Genomic DNA, 20,733 nt, shown 5'->3' on the forward strand with positions numbered 1-20,733 from the left:
TGTCAGTCGCGCGGGATGCCGTGGCGGTCCATGCGCCGGTACAGCGCCTGCCGGCTCAGGCCCAGGTCCGCCGCCGCCTGGGCGATGACCCCGCCGGCGCGCTCCAGCGCGCCGACGATGCGCGCGCGGTCAGGTTCGTCCGCCTGCGCGATGGGCCGCTGCGGCGCGCGCGGCAGGTTCAGGTCGGCCACTTCGATCCGCGGCCCCTGCGCGAGCAGGCTGGCGCGCTGGATCACGTTGCGCAGCTCGCGCACGTTGCCGGGCCAGGTATGCCGCTGCAGCGCCTGCGCGGCCTGCGGCGACAGCGGCTTGCCCTCGTCGCCGAGGAAGTGGCGGGCCAGCGGCAGGATGTCCTCGCGGCGCTCGGCCAATGCCGGCAGGGCGAGTTCCACCGTGTTGAGCCGGTAATACAGGTCCTCGCGGAAGCTGCCGTCGCGGATCATCGCCGGCAGGTCGGCGTTGGTGGCGCTGACCACGCGCACCTTCACCTGGCGCTCGCGGTTGGACCCCAGGCGCTCGAAGCGGCCGGTCTCCAGCACGCGCAGCAGCTTCATCTGCCCGGCCAGCGACAGGTTGCCGATCTCGTCCAGGAACAGGGTGCCGCCGTCGGCGGCTTCGAACTTGCCTTCGCGCGCCTTGTTGGCGCCGGTGTAGGCGCCGGCCTCGGCGCCGAACAGTTCGGCCTCGATCAGCTCGGCCGGGATCGCGCCGCAGTTGAGCGCGACGAACGCGCCGCCGCGCTTGCCGGAGTTGGCCTGGATGATCTCGGCGATCTTCTCCTTGCCGGCGCCGTTGGGGCCGGTGATCAGCACCGGCAGGTCCGAGCGCGCGACCTGGCAGGCCAGGCTGATGACCCGCTCGCTGGCCGGGTCGGCGAATACCACCCCGGCCAGGTCGTAGCGTTCGTGCAGGCTCTGGCGCTGCTTGAGCTCGCGCTGGCGGCGGCGGCTCAGTTCGCGGCGGGTCTCGGCCAGCTCCAGCAGGTTGTTGACCGTGGTCAGCAGGCGCCCGTCGTCCCAGGGCTTGGCCAGGTAGTCGGCGGCACCGGCCTTGACCAGTTCCACCGCGCTGTCCAGGTGGGTCCACGCGGTCAGCAGGATCACCGGCAGGTCCGGCCAGCTGTCGCGGATCTGCCGGAACAGCACCTGTCCCTCTTCGCCGGACGTGGTGTCGGCGGTGAAGTTCATGTCCTGGATGACCAGGTCGAACTCCTGTTCGGCGAGCATCGCCAGCCCCTGCGCGGGCGAACACGCATGGCGCGTCTCGATGTCGTGCAGCGAAAACAGCACGTCCAGCGCGGTGGCCACGGCGGCGTTGTCGTCGATGATCAGTATCTGCGGCATTCGGGCCTTGCAGGAAAGAAGGGGTTGGGGGAGCGCCGGCCTTACACACTGCGGGCCGCGCTGGCAGGCGGCAGCCCCGCTGCGCGGCGCGCCGGGCCGGCAACCGCCAGCTGTCCCAGCGCCAGCAGCAACACCGCCGCCGCCGGCAGGTAGGGTAACGGCAGCCGTGCCAACTCGTAATGCTGCATCAGCCATTGATTGATGCCCAGCGCCAGGAGCAGGCCCAGCGCCAACCCCACACCGACCAGCACCAGGTTCTCGGCCAGGAAGTGACGCAGGATCTGTCCGCGCGTGGCCCCCAGGGCGCGGCGTATGCCAATCTGGCGTGTGCGCTGCTGGATCCAGTAGCCACTGAGGCTGGCGATGCCGATCAGGGTGATCGTGGCGACCACGGCGTTCACCGTGGACAGCAGCCAGACCGCCGCGCGCCGGGTGCGCAGTCCGTCATCCCGCAGGCGTTCATAGTCGGCCACCACCGGCGCGATGCCCGCGACCAGCCGCCCGGAGAAGTGCTGGTCCAGCACCTTCGACACCTGCGCACGCAGCGCTTCGCGGTTGCCGGGGGCGGTGCGCAGCACATAGCTGGCGATGGGCATGCCGTCGAGAATGCCGGGGATGATGATCGAGTATTCCGCCTTTCCGTCGTCAAGTTCCGACAGCTGGTAGCGCATGAGATGGGCGACGACACCCACGACCCTGTAGCTGCCTTTGTCGTCACTCGACCGCAACGTTGCTCCAACGGGATCGGCATCCCCCAGCAACGCCCGCGCCAGCGCTTCGGTGATGATGATCGGCGTATGCATGTCGTCGGCCAAGCGGATGTCGCGGTACTCGGTGTCCAGGAAGTCGCGTCCGCGGGTCAGGCGCAGGCCGAAAGTCTCCAGCAGGCGCTCACCGACATAGCCGGTGGTCGCCAGCATCGTGCCGTCGGCTGACTTGAGCTCGAAGGCCAGGGTCAGCGTCTGGCGCATTGGTACGCCGGACGCGGCGCTGGCGGCGCGGACGCCGGCGATCGATGCAAGGGCATCGCGACCTGCACGGACCTGCGCGGGGGTCCATGGCGCACCGCGGCTGACCAGTTGGTCGACGATCACCAGTTCATCGCCTGCCAGGCCATCATCCACCAGCAAGGGGGCGGCTTGCTGGCCCAGCAGGAACAGGGTGTTGCAGAGGATCGCGCTGGCCACCATGACCTGCAGCACGATCAGCCGGGGCATCAATGGGTTGCGGCGCAGCGCGGACAACAGAGGGAACATGCTGGTCTTCCTTAGAGCGTCTTGACCTGCAGCGCCGGCTCCTGCCGGGCCGCGCGCAGCGCAGGCAGCAATCCCACCAGCAGGCCGGTGAGCAGTGCCAGCGCCAGCAAGGCAAGGAACAGTGGGAGGCTGAAGCGCGCCAGTGGTGCATACGCCTCACCCTGTTGGCGCATCAGCCACAGCCCGCCCAGTGTCAACGGCAATGCGAGTACGCCCCCCAGCACTCCGGCCAGTCCGGCTTCCACCAGGCAGGCGGCGATGATCGAGCGCCGTGGCGCACCGAGTACACGGCGTACGCCGTGCTCGCCGGCACGGCGCAGGAAGCGCGCGGCCAACAGGCCGGCGACATTGACCAGGCACAAGGCCAGCAAGCCGGCGGCCAGCCACAGGTTCAGGCGCACGCTGTCGGGCACGACGCGGTTGAAACGCAGCCATTCGCCCATGGGCCGCAGGGTCGTGTCGGCAGCGCGCTCGAAGGCCCCACTGGCCCGCCGCTGCGCTGCGAACGCCTGCAGACTGCGTGCATACGCTTCATGCTGAACCCCATCCAGCAGCTCGGCCCACAGCACCAGCCACCGGCAGTTGTCGATGTTGATTTCGTCGAAGCGGAAACCATCGAAGCCACCCCCATCGCATTGGCGTGTACTGGTGACCTCCACGCCCGCGTCCACCGCGGCCATCGCCGGCACGAAGATCTCGTCGCCATGGCCCTGCCAACCGGGATCGTTGCCGGGCAGGAAATGTGGGCGTGGGCGTGGTGCCCAGCGCTCGCTGATGCCGATCACCTGGAATGTATGGCGGCCAAGGCGGATCCCCGCACCGGTGCCGTCTTCGCGGCCAAGCAGGCGCTGGCTCAGCGCGCGGCTGATCACCACCACCGGCGCGCGCGTCTGTTCTTCCTCCGGCGTCCAGGCACGGCCATGGCGCAGTGGTACGCCGAACATCGACAGCATGGGCCCTACCGCCAGCACCGCCGATGCGGTGCGCGTGTTGCTGCCGTCGGCATTGCTCACCGACAGCGGCGCGGTCAGCAGCGCCACCTGGCGGACGTCCGCCTGCTGGTGACGCATCGCCTGCACGTCCTGCAGCTTCCAAAGCGGCGGTACGCTGGCGCCAGTGCCATCGATGCTGTCGTTCTCGCCACTGCGTGCCGCCGGGCGCGAATCAGCCCAGGCGATGTAGAGCCTGTGGCTGATGCCGGGCAGCGGATCAGCCGACAGCACCGACAACAGCGTCAGCATGGTCATCACCGATGCGAGCCCCAATGCCAGGGTCAGCACCGCCAGCAGCATTGTCCGCGGATGCCGCAGGCAGCCACGCAGGCCGGTTTCCAGCGTGTAGTTCATGGCTGCGCGGGCGTGGGCGCCGTGCGGTGGCCGTAGCTCAGCACGCGGGTGATCGACCACTGGCCATCGTGCAGGCGCCACAGCATGACGAAGTCGGCCAGTCCCTCGCACTTGCCGCTGGCGGTGTCGCAGAAGCGGTGGCTGCCCTGGGCGATGGCGCCGAAATCCTTGACCGGGAACACCTGCAGGCTGCCGTCGATCAGTTCGCGCGTGTAACGGCCGCAGGCATGGCGGCGGGTGTTGTCGAGCATGGCCTCGCGGGTCCAGGTGACGCCGCCGGTGTCGTGGTAGAACTCCACCGCCGGGTCGAAATAGCCGGCGTGCTTCTCCAGCTGGGCCGGATCCTGGCAATGGTTGAAGCTGTCGAACACGGCGCGGTCGAGCGTGGCGATGGTAGTGGCCAGGTCATCGGCCGCCAGTGCCGCGACGGCCGGCGCCAGCAGCAGGGGCAACAGGTACAGCGGGGTCTTCATGGGGGTTTCTCCTGCGCCGGTCAGGCGCTGCGGGTGGCGACGGCGGGCGGGATCGCCGCGGCGCGGCGCGCCGGGCCGAACACCGCGACCTGGCCCAGCAGCCACAGCACCAGCGCGCTGGCCGGGAGGTAGGCCAGGGGCAGGCGCGGCAGCTCGTACTGGCGCATCAGGGTGAGGTTCAAGGTGTAGGCCAGCAGTACCCCGATCAGGATGCCGGTGCTGGTGAGGATGAAATTCTCGGCCTGGAAGTAGCGCAGGATCTGGGTGCGGGTGGCGCCCAGCGCGCGGCGGATGCCGATCTGGCGGGTGCGCTGCTGCACCCAGAAGCTGGCGAGGCCGACGATGCCGAACGCGGTGACCGCCAGCAGCGCGACGCACACGCTCACCAGCAGCCAGATCACCGCGCGGTCACGGCTGTAGAAGTCGCGGCGCATCTCGCTGACGGTCTTGCGGGTGTCGACGATCCGGTTGGGGTCGGCGCGGGTGAGCGCGGCCACCGCGGCCTTCAGCACCTCGTCGCGGCGGGCCGGATCGGTACGCAGGACATAGCTGCCGTGGGACACCCACAGCGGGAAGATCATGGTGTGGTCGCTGTCCTCGAACATGCGTCCGCGCCCGGGAGCGATCAGCCGGTCGACCACGCCGACCACGCGGGTGGGCTGGTCGCCCCACACGTAGATGTCGCGGCCCAGCGCGCTCCCGCCGGGGAACAGGCGTGCGGCCAGCGCGCGGCTCAGCAGCACGGCGGGCACCTGCGGCGCCTGCCCCGGTGCGTCCAGGGCGTCCTGGTCCTGGTACTCGTCCGGGTTGAAGCCGCGGCCCTCCACCACGCGCAGGCCCAGGGTGGGCAGCAGGTGGCCGTCGTCCATGTAGTTGGAGGCGGTGACGACCGCGTCGGCCTGGCCCGGGCGCAGGTTGATGCCAGAGGCCCAGACGTTGTCGCCGTAGGGTAGCTGGTTGACGCTGCTGACCGACCTGACCCCGGGGACGGCGGCCAGGGTGGCGGTGTCCTCGCGCCGCATCGCGTCGCGGTTGCGGTCCGGTTGCAGGCTGCTGACGCTGATATGGACCAGTTCGTCCTCGGCGATGCCGCTTTCGCGGCGCATTTCCGTGGTGCGGTTGCCGATCACGAAGATCGCGTTGCAGATGATCGCGCAGCTCAGGGCGATCTCCAGCACGATCAGCGCCGCGGCGGTCTTGTGCCGCATGAGGATCGAGAGGATCGGACGGATTTCCATGGGAATCTCCGGGAGCGAGGAATGAGTAAAGAGGAGTGAGGAGCGAGAAGAAGCGACGGCAAGCCGTTGCTTCATTTCTCAGCTGCGATCACTGCTCATGAAAAAACGACAGGCTTGATTGAAAGTGCTCTTGATCTGGACTTCTCTCACTTCTCACTCCTCTTCACTCGTTCCTGCTTCACTGGCTCTTGAGCTGCAGTGCCGGCGGCACCTGCATCGCGCGCCAGGCCGGCAGCAGGCCCGCAAGCAGGCTGGCGGCCAGCGCCAGGGTGACGGTCAACAGCAGGGTGCCGGTATCCATCTGCGCCAGCCGTGCGTAATCGTCCGGCTGCTGGCGGATCAGCCACAGGCCCAGCGCGGCGAAGCCCAGGCCGAGCAGGCCGCCGGCCAGGCCGATGGCGCCGGCTTCCACCAGGCATTGCCGGAAGATATCGCCGCGCGCGGCGCCGAGCGCACGGCGCACGCCGATCTCGCCACTGCGGCGCAGGAACTTGGCCAGCAGCAGGCCGACGGTGTTGAGCAGGCACACCAGCAGGAAGCCGAACGCCAGCCACATCTGCATGCGCACGTCGTTGGGCACCACGCGGTTGACGTCGAGCCAGCCCATGACGTCGTCCAGGCGCACGTTGGCCGGGCGTTCGAAACGGCCGGCGGCGCGCTGCTGGTCCGAATAGTCGGCCAGGTACTTGCGGTAGTCGGCAGCCTGTCCGGGCGATGCCAGCTCCACCCAGTACTGCACCCAGGCGCATGGCGCGTTGCGCCCGCGCGCGCCTTCCGGGTCGTTGTTGCTGTTGCCCCAGCAGTTCATGTTCCCCTGGGTGGGCAGGCGCATGTCGCGCGAGGTGGAGAACGGCAGGAACACCTGCTCGCCGCCGCCGAAGCGGCGGTTGCTGAGGTCGTAGAAGCGCGGGTTGAGCGTCCATTCGTCCATCACCCCGATGACACGCAGCACCCCCTGCGGCAGCCGGATCTCGCGCCCGACCGGGTCGGCGTCGGCGAACAGCTTCGTGGCCAACCCGGAGCCGATCACCGCCACCCGCGCGCGTGCGGCGTCGTCGTCCGCGCTCCACCCGCGGCCGGCGCGCAGCGGCGCGTTGAACATGGTGAAGAAATCGGCCGAGGTGTAGCGCGATGCGGCACGGAAGGGCTGCGCCGCGGCGCCTTCCGGCAGGACCGTCACCGCGCCGGCGCTCATCATCGCCTGGCGCACGCCGCGCTTCTGCCGCAGCAGTTCCTCGGCGTCGAAGCGGGTCAGCTGGTCCATCGGCTCCGGGTCAAGGCTGACGTCGCGGCCGAGCGTGCGCGGCTCCAGCCGCGGGTAGAACAGGCGCGTGCTCTTGTCCGGTATCGGGTCGCCGGACAGCACCTTGTACAGCGTCAGCGTGGTCATCGCCGCACCGATGCCGATGCCGATCGTCACCACCATCAAGGTGGTCAGTACCCTGTTGCGGCGGAAGCTTCGCAGCGCGAGCTGCAGGTAGTAGCCGAGCATATGGTTCCCCGTGGTGCGGTGTTCCCTGTGGCCCGGGACGGGTCCCGGGCCTGCCTCCCCGCGTGCGTCCTGCCGCCGCGGGAAGGGCGTCCGTGGTCAGGTGCTGCGGGTGGCGACGGCCGGCGGGATCGCCGCGGCGCGGCGCGCCGGGCCGAACACTGCGACCTGGCCCAGCAGCCACAGCGCCACGGCGCCGAGCGGCAGGTACAGCAGCGGCAGCCGCGGCAGCTCGTAGCGCCCCATCAGCCACTGGTTCAGCAGGTACGCCAGCAGCATGCCGACGATGATGCCGATGGTCGCCAGCAGGAAGTTCTCGGTCTGGAAGTAACGCAGGATCTGGCCCTTGGTCGCGCCGAGGGCGCGGCGGATGCCGATCTGCTTGGTGCGCTGCTGCACCCAGAAGCTGGCCAGGCCGACGATGCCCAGCGCGGTCACCAGCAGCAGCAGCGCGCTGACGATCAGCAGCAGGCCGATCATGTCGCGGTCGTTGGCGAAGTACTTGGCGCGGCCCTCTTCGTAGGTCTGCTTGCGCCAGACCAGGCGGTTGGGGTCGTTCCTGTCCAGCGCGGCCAGCGCCTGTTCGAGCACCTCGGCGCGGCGTGCCGGGTCGCTGACCCGGATCAGGTAGCGGCCGCCGTTGGAGAAGTTCATGCGGATCGGGAAGATCGCCGAGAACGTGCGGTTGCCGCCCATCAGGTTGGGCCGCAGCAGGGTGTCCACCACGCCGACGATGGTCAGCGGGATGTTGGCCATGTACACGGTTTTGCCCAGCGCGTCGCCTTCCGGGAACATCTTGTCGGCGGCGGCCTTGCTCAGCAGGATGGCCGAGGACAGGTTGCTCACGTCCTCGATCTTGTTCAGCTCGTCGCTGCTCTTGTATTCGTCGGCGTTGAAGTCGCGGCCGGCGACCAGCTTCAGCCCCATGGATGCCAGCGTGCCTTCGCCGAACATGTACTGGGTGGCGCTGAGGGTGGGGACTTCCTGTTCGGCGCTGAGCGAGAGCGAGGTGTTCCAGCTGCCGTTCTGGAACGGCAGCTGGTTGGTGATGGCCACGCGCTCCACGCCGGGGATGGCGCGCAGCGACGCCAGGTCCTGCGCGGTGCGGGCATCGGCGTCGGTCTGCTGGCCGATGCCGCTCAGGGCGATCTCGACCAGCCGGTCATCGTCCATGCCGCTGGCCAGGTTCAGTGTCTCCAGGCGCTGGGTGACGATGAACAGTGCGTTGCAGATGATGGCGCAGCTCAGCGCGATCTCCAGCACGATCAGCGCGGCCGCCATCTTGTGGCGCGCCAGCGTGGAGAGGATGGGGCGGATTTCCATGGGGTTCTCCGGAAGCGGAAGAAAAAACGAGGGGTGGGAAGCGGGTGGAGAGCCGGTCGGACCTGCTCGCCACCCCTCCAGTCGTTCCAGCCTTACTGGCTCTTGAGCTGCAGCGCCGGGGTCACCTGCATCGCCCGCCAGGCCGGCAGGATGCCGGCCAGCAGGCTGGCGAAGATGGCCAGGGCGAAGGTCAGCACCAGCATCGAGCCGTCCAGGTGCGCGAGCGATGCGTACTCGGCCGGGCGCTGGCGCACCGCCCACAGGCCGCCGAGCGCGAACAGCAGGCCGAGCAGCCCGCCGGCCAGGCCCACGGTGCCGGCTTCGACCAGGCACTGCTTGAAGATCTCGCCGCGGCTGGCGCCGAGCGCCCGGCGCACGCCGATTTCGCCGCTGCGGCGCAGGAACTTGGCCAGCAGCAGGCCGACGGTGTTGACCAGGCACACCAGCAGGAAGCCGAACGCCAGCCACATCTGCAGGCGCACGTCGCCGGGCACCACGCCGCGGTAGTCCATCCACTGCATGACGTTGCGCAGGCGGGTGTTGGCCGGGCGCTCGAAGCGGCCGGCGGCGCGCTGCTGTTCGGAGTAGTTGTCCAGGTAGGCCTTGAACGCACCGGCGTCGCCGGCCGCGTCCAGCTCGACCCAGTACTGGATCCAGGCGCACGGCACGTTGAGCGCGGTGGCGTCGTTGACGATCTCGCGGCCGAAGCAGTTCATGTTGCCGCTGCGGTCCAGCTGCAGGTCGCGCGAGGTGGAGAACGGCAGCAGCACCTCTTCCTTGCGGTCGTACTTGCCGACGAACACGTCGTAGAACAGCGGCTGCGGCGACCAGCTGTCGAGCACGCCGACGATGCGCAGCGGATGGCCTTCGAACAGTACCTCGCGGCCGACGCTGTTCTGGCCCTTGAACAGCTTCTCGTTGAGGTTGCGGCTGATCACCGCCACCCGCGCGCGGCCGCTGTCCTCGGTGCCGCTCCAGCCCTGTCCGTACAGGAACGGCGTGTCGAACATGGGGAAGAAATCGGCGGAGGTGTAACGCGCGCTCACGCTGAACGGCTTGAGTGCATCCACGCGCGGATCGACGATGCCGTCGCCGCCGGTCATCATCGCCTGCCGCGGCGCCTTCTTCTGCCGCAGCAGCTCCTCGGCGTCGAAGCGGGTCAGCTGCTGCTCCGGCTCTTCGCCCGGCTTGTAGCCTTCCCTGGTGTAGGGATCCAGCTGCACGTAGAACAGGCGCTCGCTCTTGTGCGGGATGGGGTCGCCGGACAGCACCTTGAACACGGTCAGGGTGGTCATCGCCGCGCCGATGCCGAGCGCGATGGCCAGCACCATCAACGCGGTGAGCACCTTGTTGCGACGGAAGCTGCGCAGCGCCAGTTTGAAGTAGTAGGCGAACATGGACGTATCCTTGCGGGCGGTCACTGACCGCGGGTGGCGACGATGGGCGGAACGGAGGCGGCGCGCAGCGCCGGGCCGATGACGGCGGCCTGGCCCAGCGCGAACAGGGCGATCGCGCCGAGCGGCAGGTACAGCAGCGGCAGCCGGTCGGTCTCGAAGTAGTGCATCAGCACCTGGTTGCCGGCATAGGCCAGCAACATGCCCAGCACGATGCCGGCGGCGCTCAGCAGCAGGTTTTCGGTCTGGAAGTAGGCCACCACCTGGCGCCGGGTGGCGCCCAGCGCGCGGCGGATGCCGATCTGCTTGGTGCGCTGCTGTACCCAGAAGCTGGCCAGGCCGACGATGCCCAGCGCGGTCACCAGCAGCATCGCCAGACAGACGCCCAGCAGCAGCCGGGTCATGGCCCGGTCCTGGGTGAAATAGCGGTGGCGCAGTTCGGCCAGGGTGCGGCTGTATTCGCGGTTGACGATGGCCTCGGGCACCAGCCGCGGTGCCGCCGCCAGCGCGTCGTGGAGAATGCCCGGCAGGTCGCGCGGATCGGCGCGCACCACGTAGGTGCCGCTCTGCGCGTCGCTGGCCACCGGCACGATCACCGACCACTGCGCGGCGGCGACGCCGCCCTCGCTGCGGCCGGGGTTGGGCACGGCGAAGTGGGCGACGATGCCGGCCACGCTCAGGTGCGAGGTGCCCATCCAGAACTCGCGGCCGAGCGGATTCTCGCCGGGCCACAGGTGCTCGGCGAAATCGCGGGTGATCCACACCTGCGCGTTGGCCGGCAGGAAGTTGTCGACCGGCTGGTAGTCGGCGGCGGTGAAGCCACGGCCCTGTACCGGCACCAGCCCCAGCGCCTGGATCGCGCCGGGGTCGACGGTGTAGAAGTGCGGCACGCCGCCAAAGCGCTTGCCTTCCGGGTCCAGGGTGACGCCGGCGGCACCGGCGCGCTGCGCGAACGGCAGGCTGTTGACCACGCCGGCGGCCTGTACCCCGGGCTGGCGGCGCAGCAGCTCGAGCCAGCGGCCGTTGATGTCGGCGGGGTTGCAGCCCTCGCAGTCGTTCAGTGACAGCGTGGCCAGCGACGCTTCGTCCACGCCGCTGTCCAGGCCGATCAGGTCGATGCGCGACACCGCCATGAACAGCGCGTTGCACAGCACCGCGCAGGCCAGGGCGATCTCGAGCGTGATCAGCAGCGCCGAGACGCGGTGCCGGGTCAGGGTCGCCAGGATGGGTTTGATGTCCATGCGCATGCTCACAGCGACTTGACCTGCAGTGCGGGGTCGATCCGGCTCGCGCGCAGCGCCGGCAACAGGCCGGCCAGCAGCGTGGCGGCCACGGCCAGGGCGAAGGTAAGGGCCAGCATCGGCAGGTCCAGGTGCACCATGTCGGCGTATTCCAGCGGTTGCTGGCGCACGTTCCACAGCCCCAGCAGGGTCAGGCCCAGCCCGGCCACGCCGCCGGCCAGGCCGATCAGCGCCGCTTCGACCAGGCACTGCAGGAACACCATGGTGCGGGTGGCGCCCAGTGCGCGCAGCACGCCGATCTCGCCGCTGCGGCGCAGGAACTTGGCCAGCAGCAGGCCGACGGTGTTGAACAGGCAGATGCCCAGGAACGCCAGTGCCAGCCACGACTGCAGGCGCGCATCGCGCGGCACCGCGCCGTTGTAGTCCAGCCATTCCATCAGGCTTGGCAGGCGCATGTTGCCGGTCTGGCGGATGCGGCCCAGCGTGTTCTGCTGGCGCACGTAGCCGTCCATGAACTGGCGGTAGGCGGCGACCTTGGCGCTGCTGTCCAGCTGGACCCACAGCTGCAGCCATACGCACGGCGAGTTCTCCAGGTGGCCCGGGCGCTCGGGCAGCGCCCAGCAGGTGAACTGGTGGAAGTTGCCGGCGTTGATCTGCAGGCCGGTGAAGAACGGCACCATCACGTCCTCGGGCTTGGCGTAGTACGACGCCGTATCGCCCTGGGCGAAGCGGCCGCCGGCCACCGTGTAGAACTGGGGCGAGGGCCGCCACGGTGCGAGCACGCCGACGATGCGCACGTCGCTGCCGCGGATGCGCAGCATCTTCCCGGTGCTGTCCGTGCCCCCGAACAGGTGCTGGTTGAGGTCCCAGGAGATCACCGCCACCCGCGCGCGGCGTTCGTCGTCCTCGGCAGACCAGCCGCTGCCCCAGGCCATCGGCACCTGGAACATCGGGAAGAAATCGGCGGTGGTGGAGAGCATGGTCGCCATGCTCGCCGGCTCGCCGTTGTCCGGTGCCTGCAGCTTGACCGGGCTGTCCACCACCAGCGCCTGGCGGTCGGCCCTGGCCGCGCGCCACAGGTCCACGGCGGTGGTGTAGTCGAGCATGTCCAGCGGGTTGGCGCGCGGCTCCTCGCTGGGCGTCGCATCGATCTGCGGGTAGTAGATGTGCTGGCTGCGTCCCGGCAGCGGATCACCGGACAGCAGGTGCCGCACGGTCAAGGTCGTCATCGCCGCGCCGATGCCCATGGCGATGGACAGCACCATCAGCCCGGTGAGCACCGGCGTGCGGCGAAGGCTGCGCAGGCCTTGCCGGAGGTAGTAGGGGAGCAGCGACAGCATGTCCGTGGCTCAGGCCTGGGTGGCCGCTTCGACCGACGCCACCGCGCGCCCGAGCGACGGTTCGCGCAGCAGGTCGGTGGCCTGGCCGTCGACGATGTGCACGTTGCGCTGCGCGCGCGCGGCCAGTTCCGGATCGTGGGTCACCATCACGATGGTGGTGCCCTGGCTGTTGATCTCCTCCAGCAGTTCCATGACGCCGCGCGCCATCTGCGTGTCGAGGTTGCCGGTCGGTTCGTCGGCCAGCAGCAGGCGCGGGCTGCCGGCCAGGGCGCGGGCGATGGCGGCGCGCTGCTGCTGGCCGCCGGACAGCTCGGCCGGGTAGTGCTTCATGCGCGAGCCCAGGCCGACACTGCTGAGCGCCTTCTCGATGCGCTCGCGGCGCTCGGCCGAGGGCATGCCGCGGTAGCGCAGCGGCACGTCGACGTTGTCGAACAGGTTCAGGTCGGGGATCAGGTTGAAGCCCTGGAAGATGAAGCCGATCTTCTGGTTGCGCAGGCGCGAGCGGGCATCGTCGCCCAGGTGGCTGACGTCCTGGCCGTCGAGCAGGTACTTGCCGCTGGTGAAGGTCTCCAGCAGGCCGGCGATGTTGAGGAAGGTGGTCTTGCCGGAGCCGGACGGGCCGGTGACCGCGACGAACTCGCCTTCGCGCACGTGCAGGTCGAGCGAGCGCAGCGCGTGGGTTTCGACCTGCTCGGTGCGGAAGACCTTGGAGACGGATTGCATCTGGAGCATGGGATGACCTCTGGGAAAGGGGAAACGGGAAACGCGGGATCAGGCGTGGTGGACAGGAAGCGCAGTGGCGGACGGGTGGGGGATCGCGCTTGCAGGGTCTGGACGATTGCCGTCGCTTCCATGCCCCGTTGCCGGTTCCCCGCGCCCGGCTTTTCGATCAGTTGATGGAAACCTTCTCGGCGTCACCGAACAGGTCGGTACCGGAAACGACGACCTTCTCGCCCGGCTGCAGGCCGGAGACGATCTCGACCTCGCCCAGGCTGCTGACGCCGAACTGCACCGGGCGGCGGCTGGCGGTGCTGCCGTTGACCACCCAGGCGTAGCGGCCGCCGGACTGCTCGACGAACGGGCCGCGCTCGACCTTGACCACGTTCTTGCGGGTGTCGAGCAGGATCCGCGCGCTCATCCGCTGGCTCTGGCGCAGGCCCTCGGGCTGCTTGTCGGAGAAGCGGATGCGGGCCACGACCTCGCCGTTGACCACCTCCGGCGAAACCGCGGAGATTTCGCCCGGGAACGGCTGGCCGGAGCCGCTGGTGAGCTGGGCCGGCATGCCGATCGCCAGATCGCGGGCGAAGCTCTCGGGCACCTTGATCTCGATCTCGAAGCGCGACAGGTCGACCACGCCCAGGATCGGCGCGTTGGCCGCGACCTGGGTGTGCTGGGTGGCCTGCACCTGGCCGACCTGGCCATCGAACGGCGCGCGCAGGGTGAGTGCGTCCACCTGGCGCTGCACCTCGGCCACCACCGCCTGCTGGCGGTTGGCGAGCAGGCGCTTGTTGCGCGCGTCCAGGTCCGCGCCCTGGCTCTGCAGCGCGGCATCGCTGCGCGCATGCTGCAGGGTGATCTCGGCCTTCTTCAGGTCGTCCTGCGCCTTGGCCAGGTTGACCTGCGGCACCGCGCCGCCGTCGAAGCCGCGCTGGTAGCGCTCCAGGTCGCGGGCGGCGGCCTGGCGGTCGATGGCGGCCTGGTCGGTGACCTTGCTGGCGGTGGCGCGGGCCAGGGTGGCGTCGAGCGCGGCGCGCCCGGCCTCGGCCTCCAGGCCGGCCAGGGTGGCCTGTTCCTGCGCCAGCTTGCTGCGCAGTTCCGGGCTGTCGATCACCGCCAGCTCCTGGCCCTGCTTGACCACGTCGCCGGCCACCACCTTCAGGGTCACGGTGCCGGCGGAGATCGCGTACAGCACCGGGCTGTTGGCGGCGATCACGCGGCCGTCGGCGGCGATGTCGCGCACCAGGTCGCCGCGGCCCACAGTGGCGATGCGCAGGCGCGCGCCATCGAACGAGCGCGAGCCGCCCAGCCAGCCCTTGGCGACGAAGCCGATGCCCGCCAGCACCACGACCGTGGCCACGGCCGGCCACAGCCAGCGGCGCCACTGCGGCCGCGAGCGCTGGGAGATTGTCTGGTCCTGTGCGGAGGTGTCGCGGATCATCGTCGGCTTCGCTGGAAGAGTTGGTATCTGTTAAGCACGTCCCGTGCCAACATCCATGTGCATGAAAAACAAGGATTAATTCCTGCGTGGTGCGGTGTCCGGGTGTCCGCGGACACCGGCGCGGACAGTGTCCGCGGCCGGGTGTCGCGCCGATGTCCGATGGATGTCCGAAGCGGCTGACCTAGAATGTCCGTCTGTGAACCCAGGCGGATGGACTATGTGCGGCATTGTGGGAGCGATCGCGGATCGCGATGTGGTACCGGTACTGATCGAAGGACTGAAGCGGCTGGAATACCGGGGCTACGATTCTTCCGGCATCGCCGTTCTCAATGACCGCGACATCCGCCGCGTGCGCCGCACCGGCCGCGTGGCCGAGATGGCCAGTGCCGCCGCGGCCGAAGGTTTCACCGCCATGCTTGGCATCGGCCACACCCGCTGGGCCACCCATGGCGGCGTCACCGAATCCAACGCCCACCCGCACGTCAGCCACGGCGTGGCGCTGGTGCACAACGGCATCATCGAGAACCACGAGGAACAGCGCGAGCGCCTGCGCGCGCTGGGCTACACGTTCGAGTCGCAGACCGATACCGAGGTCATCGCGCACCTGATCCACCACCACCTGCAGGCCGACCACGACGACCTGCTGGGCGCGCTGCAGCGGGCGGTCAAGGAATTGACCGGCGCCTACGCGCTGGCGGTGATCAGCCGCAAGGAGCCGGAGCGGATGGTGGTCGCGCGCATGGGCTGCCCGTTGCTGGTGGGCCTGGGCGAGGGCGAGAACTTCGTCGCTTCCGACGTGTCGGCGGTGATCCAGGCCACCCGCCGCGTGGTGTTCCTGGAGGAAGGCGACACCGCCGAGCTGACCCGCGCCGGCGTGCGCGTGTTCGGCCCCGACGACATGCCGGTGCAGCGCGAGGAGCACCTGTCCGACGTGTCGCTGGCATCGCTGGAGCTGGGCCCGTACCGCCACTTCATGCAGAAGGAAATCCACGAGCAGCCGCGCGCGCTGGGCGACACCATCGAGGCGGCGATCGACGCCGGCGGCTTCCCTGCCACGCTGTTCGGCCGCAACGCCGAAACGGTGCTGGCCGGCATCGAGGGCGTGCAGATCCTCGCCTGCGGCACCAGTTACTACGCCGGGCTGACCGCGCGCTACTGGATCGAGGCCATCGCCGGGCTGCCGTGCAGCGTGGAGATCGCCAGCGAGTACCGCTACCGCGCCGCCTATGCCAACCCCAGGCACCTGGTGGTGACCATTTCCCAGTCCGGCGAAACCCTGGACACGATGGAGGCGCTGAAGTACGCCAAGTCGCTGGGGCACGCGCACACGCTGTCGATCTGCAACGTGCCCGAGAGCGCCATCCCGCGCGCCAGCGAACTGGTCTGCTATACCCGCGCCGGCGCCGAGATCGGCGTGGCCTCGACCAAGGCCTTCACCACCCAGCTGGCGGCGCTGTTCCAGCTGGCGGTGGTGCTGGGCCGGCTGCACGGCCGGGTCGACGCCGCGCGCGAGGCCGACTACCTGGAGCAGCTGCGGCACCTGCCGGGCAGCGTGCAGCACGTGTTGAACCTGGAGCCGCAGATCGTGGCCTGGGCCGAGCGCTTCGCCGGCAAGGCCAACGCGCTGTTCCTCGGCCGCGGCCTGCACTACCCGATCGCGCTGGAAGGCGCGCTCAAGCTCAAGGAAATCTCCTACATCCATGCCGAGGCCTACCCGGCCGGCGAGCTCAAGCACGGGCCGCTGGCACTGGTGGACGCGGAGATGCCGGTGGTGGTGATCGCGCCCAACGACAGCCTGCTGGAGAAGGTGAAATCCAACATGCAGGAAGTGCGCGCGCGTGGTGGCGAGCTGTTCGTGTTCGCCGACCAGGACAGCAACTTCACCGCCTCCGACGGCGTGCACGTGATCCGCACCCCGCGCCACGCCGGCGTACTCAGCCCGGTGGTGCACACCATCCCGGTGCAGCTGCTGGCCTACCACACCGCCCTGGCGCGCGGCACCGACGTGGACAAGCCGCGCAACCTGGCCAAGAGCGTCACCGTGGAGTGAGCGCGGCGGCGCCCGCTTGACCCTACGGCGGCCGGCGCGGCAACCGCGTCCGGCCGCCGGTTCATTGCAGGCCGGCGATGCTCGCGATCCCGCCGGCGACGCCGCAGCCGACCACCACCAGCCACGGCGGCAGCTTCCACCATGCCAGCGCGGCGAGCGCGGCCAGTGCCAGCGCGATGTCCCGCGGCGCATGGATGGCATGGGTGCCTACCGGGTCGTAGAGCGCGGCCAGCAGCAGGCCCACCACCGCCGCGTTGATGCCGCTCAGCGCGGCGCGCATGCGCGCGTTGCCGCGCAGCCGGTTCCAGAACGGCAGCGTGCCTGCGACCAGCAGGAACGACGGGGCGAAGATCGCCAGCAGGCACAGCAACCCGCCGCTCCAGCCCGACGGTGCCGCCTGCATGGAGGCGCCGAGGAAGCCGGCGAAGGCGAACAACGGCCCGGGCATGGCCTGCGCGGCGCCGTAGCCGGCGAGGAAGGTGTCGTTGTCGACCCAGCCCGCTGGCACCACCGCCGCCTGCAGCAGCGGCAGCACCACGTGGCCGCCACCGAACACCAGCGCGCCGGCGCGGAAGAAGGCGCTGGCCTCGGCGATGGCGTGGCCGGGCCGCAGCGCGTCGAGCAGCGGCAGCGCCACCAGCAGGGCGAAGAACAGCGCCAGCCACCACGCGCCGGCGCGGCGTCCCACGGCGATCGTCCAGGCGCCGCCTGGGGGCGCCGGCGTGGGTTTGAACAGCAGCAGGCCGGCCAGCGCGGCGGCGGCGATCAGGCCCGGCTGCACCCAGGCCGAAGGAACGCCCAGGGCGATGGCGGCCGCCACCGCCACCAGCGCCAGCCACGTGCCGCCGGCGTACAGGTTGCGCGCCATCCCCCAGACCGCCTGCGCCACCACCGCCACCGCCACGACCTTGAGCCCGTGCAGCACCCCGGGCGGAATCACCCCGGGATGCCCGGCCAGGAACCGCGCGAAGACGATCAGGGCGATGGCCGACGGCAGGGTGAAGCCGGCCCAGGCGGCGAACGCACCACGGTAGCCGCAGCGCGACAGGCCCAGCGCCATGCCGACCTGGCTGCTGGCCGGGCCCGGCAGCAGTTGGCAGAGCGCGACCAGGTCGGCATAGGCGCGCGGGTCCAGCCAGCGGCGCCGGGTGACGAACTCGGCGTGGAAGTAACCCAGGTGCGCGACCGGCCCGCCGAAGGCGACCAGGCCCAGCCGCAGGAACACCAGGAACACGCGCCATGCGCTGTCGCCGGCCACCGGGTCAGCGCCGCCGGGCGCATCGGTTTCATGCGCCACGGCGGCTTCCCGGTGGCACCGCGCCTGCGGGGCGGCTGCGGACGCGCTGCGACGGGGGGCGGCCGGTGGCGGCCGGGAAAGCGGTGGTGGGCATGGCACGGCGCGATGGCGGAAGGCGGTGGCCGACAGTAGCGCAGGCCGATGACAGGCGCGCCTGCGCGGGCGACGCCGTCCGCGGCCACCGCGGGGGCGGCCGCCCACCCGCCGTCACCGCGCGGTCGCGGCCAATGCTTGCAGCGAGGTCCAGCCGACGTCGATGTTGTGCTCCAGCGGCAACGACGCATACAACCAGCGGCCTTCGCGGTCGACACTGCTGGAGCCGGGCAGCGTGGCCTGCGCGGCGATCAGGCAGCGGGTGCGGCCGCCGTCGCGGCGCGCCTGGCCGAGCGGCAGCCACGCGGTTCCGCAGCCCGCGGCCGGCCCGCTGTAGTGCGGCGTTCCCGCGGCGATGCTCCACTCGCGGTAGTGGGCCACGTCCGGGAATCCGGCGTCATGCTGGACCACCGCCTGCAGCGTCGGGTCGGCGCACCACAGGCCGCGGCGGGCCGGCCGGGTGAAGCAGACCCGGTGTCCGGCCGGGTCATGGCGGGCAACCGCCACGTCGTCCAGCGATGCGATGCGGCGCCAGTCCGGCAGCGAGTAGAGCGTGAGCTGCAGCCGGCCCTGGCCGGCGTCGGTGCCCACCAGCAGGCGGTCGCTGCGATCGGTGTAGGCGGCGAACGCCGGCGACGCGGCCGGCACCGGCAACGCGTTCACCGTGTCGCTGCCGACGTCGACTTCGAACAGCCGGTCGCCGTGCTCACCACGGCCGATCACCAGCAGGCGGCGGCCATCAGCGGACCAGACCGGCGGATGGCGCGGTACCGGCACCAGCCCGGCCACCGGACGCAGCGTCTGCGGGTGCGCCGGCTGGCCGATCCACAGCTGCGCGTGCAGGCTGCGGTCGGACACGAAGGCCAGGGTGCTGCCATCGGGGGAGATGCCGGGGGTGAGGTCGACGCCGCTGGATGCGAACACCGGTTCGCCGCCGCCGCTGCCGTCGGTGCGGAAGCGGAACATGCCGCTGCGCAGCCGGTCGATCTCGAACACCATCGACCAGTGGTCGGCGGCGATGTCGGGGTAGGTCGGGTTGCCGCCCCCCAGCACCGGCAGCGGCACCGGCGTGCCACCGGCCAGGTCGACGCGGTACAGCCGGACTTCTTCCTTGACCAGGCTGAAGACCATGCCGCGGCTGTCCGGCAGCCAGGCCCAGCCGCGGATGTCGCCGCGCAGCGAAGTGACGCGGCGCGGCGTACCACCGGCCGCGGGCATGACCCACAGGTCGCCCAGCGTGGTGCCGCGGCGGAAGCCGAGCCAGCGGCCATCGGGGGAATGGCGCGGCAGCGAATCGACGGCATCGCGGTCGACGCCGTAGTCCAGTACGCGCCAGCGCGCGCTGGCGAGATCGAGCCGGTGCAGCCCACGGCCGCCGTCCGCGCGCAGGCCACCGGCGACCAGTGCGCCGCCATCGGGGGTCCAGTCGAACGGTTGCCCCTCGCGGTCCGCGCAGGCGCCGGCCACCCGCGCGGCGCCGCCGTCGGCTGCGGCGAGCATGAAGTGGCAGCCCTGCCCGGACCTGCGCACGAACGCGGCCTGGCGGCCGTCGCGCGACCATGCCGGCAGGCTGTCGCGCTCGTCGCCGACGGGGAAGGTGAACGGTTGCGCGCTGGCCTGCGACGTGCGCTGCAGGTACAGCCGCTGCCCGCCCGTGGCGGGGTCCTGGCGCGCGAACAGCAGTTGCGTGCCGTCCGGCGACAGGCGCGGCGCGGTCTCCTGCTCGGGCGAGGACACGATGGCGTGGTACTGCAGCGACGCCTCGCGCGCGCCGCCGGCCGCGGTTGCCGCGGCGTGGCGTGCGGTGCGGGCGGGCAGCAGCAGCGCCGGCACCAGCGTCACCCCCAGTACCGCGACCGCCAGCAGCGCGGGCCACCACCGCCGCCCTGCGCGCCGCGACGCGGCGGGCGGGGCCGGGTGCGGGGCCGGATCCGGTTCCGGATGCAGTTCCGGCGCCGTGGCCTCGTGCGTGGTGGCGTCCCGCGCCGGTTCGGCATCCGCGACCGGCGCCGCCAGCCACGCATGCGTGGCCAGCAGGCGGTAGCCGCCCCTGGCGATGGTCTCGATGTAGCGCGGCGCGCCGCGGTCGTCGCCGAATGCCTTGCGCAGCAGGGCGATGGCCTGGGTCAGTACGTCGTCGGTGGGCAGCGTGTCGGGCCACACGCGCGCCAGCAGCACGTCGCGGCTCACCACTTTCCCGGCCTCGTCCACGAGCACCCGCAGTACCTGCAGTGATTTGCGCGTCACCCGCCGCGAGTTGCCATCGATGCGCGAGACCACGGTGCGCCGGTCCACGTCGATATCGTGGTCGCCCACGCGCAGGATACGGCCCGCGGACGCCTGCGCCCGGTCCGCGTTGCCGGTATCACCCACGTCGTTCACTGCCTGCTCTTCCCTTGTGCCGGTCTGCCCGTCTGCAGGCCTGGCCAGCATGCCCGCCCTGATCATGGACGGGGCGCGCACCGCACCGGCACGGCACGCGGACCGCGTCGGTCCGGTGCGATGCCGTGCCGCAGCCACGGCCCCGTCACGGCCCGAGGATGTGTCGCCACCGGCACAGCGGCATGTGCCTTTGGTCAGGTCGCGCACCGGCGTTCAGCCAGGCGATGCCTTCGCCTGCGTCGTCCGCCACGCGGTTTGCATGGCTTGGCGTGATGCCCGGTCCTTGGTCATCGCGACTTCAAGCAGATTC

Annotated in this window: 15 protein-coding genes; 1 reads left to right on the forward strand and 14 read right to left on the reverse strand. The window is 70.5% G+C overall.

Features of this window, described 5'->3' with window-relative positions; translation table 11 throughout:
• Positions 1-2: 2 nt before the first annotated feature.
• The 12 genes from B1L07_02155 to B1L07_02210 form a co-directional block, all read right to left on the reverse strand.
• On the reverse strand, positions 3-1,343 hold the full coding sequence (locus B1L07_02155; protein ID AUZ54132.1) for a sigma-54-dependent Fis family transcriptional regulator: 1,341 nt from the start codon (positions 1,341-1,343) through the stop codon (positions 3-5).
• Between the two features lie 41 nt (positions 1,344-1,384).
• Positions 1,385-2,599: an ABC transporter gene (locus B1L07_02160; GenBank protein ID AUZ54133.1), complete on the reverse strand. Its 1,215-nt coding sequence runs from the start codon at positions 2,597-2,599 to the stop codon at positions 1,385-1,387.
• An 11-nt stretch (positions 2,600-2,610) separates the two neighbouring features.
• The gene (locus tag B1L07_02165; protein AUZ54134.1) at positions 2,611-3,945 is read right to left on the reverse strand and encodes an ABC transporter; all 1,335 of its coding nucleotides are present in this window, start codon (positions 3,943-3,945) and stop codon (positions 2,611-2,613) included.
• The gene (locus tag B1L07_02170) at positions 3,942-4,418 is read right to left on the reverse strand and encodes a DUF4440 domain-containing protein (protein ID AUZ54135.1); all 477 of its coding nucleotides are present in this window, start codon (positions 4,416-4,418) and stop codon (positions 3,942-3,944) included. The genes B1L07_02165 and B1L07_02170 overlap by 4 nt, the downstream gene beginning before the upstream one ends.
• Positions 4,419-4,438: 20 nt before the next feature.
• Entirely contained in the window at positions 4,439-5,656 is a 1,218-nt protein-coding gene (locus B1L07_02175; protein AUZ54136.1) for an ABC transporter permease, read from the reverse strand.
• A gap of 178 nt (positions 5,657-5,834) precedes the next feature.
• Entirely contained in the window at positions 5,835-7,148 is a 1,314-nt protein-coding gene (locus B1L07_02180) for an ABC transporter ATP-binding protein (protein AUZ54137.1), read from the reverse strand.
• A gap of 96 nt (positions 7,149-7,244) precedes the next feature.
• A complete protein-coding gene (locus tag B1L07_02185) occupies positions 7,245-8,468 on the reverse strand; it encodes an ABC transporter permease (GenBank protein ID AUZ54138.1) in 1,224 nt (407 codons plus the stop codon).
• Between the two features lie 92 nt (positions 8,469-8,560).
• Positions 8,561-9,865 carry an ABC transporter ATP-binding protein gene (locus B1L07_02190; GenBank protein ID AUZ56412.1) on the reverse strand — a complete coding sequence of 435 codons (1,305 nt, stop codon included), beginning with the start codon at positions 9,863-9,865 and terminating at the stop codon, positions 8,561-8,563.
• A gap of 20 nt (positions 9,866-9,885) precedes the next feature.
• Positions 9,886-11,103, reverse strand: a complete 1,218-nt coding sequence (locus tag B1L07_02195; protein AUZ56413.1) for a hypothetical protein — start codon at positions 11,101-11,103, stop codon at positions 9,886-9,888.
• Positions 11,104-11,111: 8 nt separating this feature from the next.
• Complete coding sequence (locus B1L07_02200; protein ID AUZ56414.1) at positions 11,112-12,434, reverse strand: ABC transporter ATP-binding protein; 1,323 nt, start codon at positions 12,432-12,434, stop codon at positions 11,112-11,114.
• Between the two features lie 18 nt (positions 12,435-12,452).
• Entirely contained in the window at positions 12,453-13,175 is a 723-nt protein-coding gene (locus B1L07_02205; protein ID AUZ54139.1) for an ABC transporter ATP-binding protein, read from the reverse strand.
• 157 nt (positions 13,176-13,332) lie between these two features.
• Complete coding sequence (locus B1L07_02210) at positions 13,333-14,601, reverse strand: efflux transporter periplasmic adaptor subunit (GenBank protein ID AUZ54140.1); 1,269 nt, start codon at positions 14,599-14,601, stop codon at positions 13,333-13,335.
• Between the two features lie 217 nt (positions 14,602-14,818).
• Here B1L07_02210 and B1L07_02215 point away from each other — a divergent pair, with 217 nt between their 5' ends.
• Entirely contained in the window at positions 14,819-16,651 is a 1,833-nt protein-coding gene (locus tag B1L07_02215) for a glutamine--fructose-6-phosphate transaminase (isomerizing) (GenBank protein AUZ54141.1), read from the forward strand.
• A gap of 61 nt (positions 16,652-16,712) precedes the next feature.
• Here B1L07_02215 and B1L07_02220 read toward each other — a convergent pair whose 3' ends face one another.
• Both B1L07_02220 and B1L07_02225 read right to left on the reverse strand, forming a co-directional pair.
• Positions 16,713-17,909, reverse strand: a complete 1,197-nt coding sequence (locus tag B1L07_02220; protein AUZ56415.1) for a chromate transporter — start codon at positions 17,907-17,909, stop codon at positions 16,713-16,715.
• A gap of 246 nt (positions 17,910-18,155) precedes the next feature.
• Positions 18,156-20,423 (reverse strand): hypothetical protein, encoded by a 2,268-nt coding sequence (locus tag B1L07_02225; GenBank protein AUZ54142.1) that lies wholly within the window; start codon positions 20,421-20,423, stop codon positions 18,156-18,158.
• Positions 20,424-20,733: the final 310 nt, after the last annotated feature.

It is taken from the genome of Stenotrophomonas acidaminiphila (assembly GCA_002951995.1).
GTDB classification, from domain to species: domain Bacteria; phylum Pseudomonadota; class Gammaproteobacteria; order Xanthomonadales; family Xanthomonadaceae; genus Stenotrophomonas; species Stenotrophomonas acidaminiphila_A.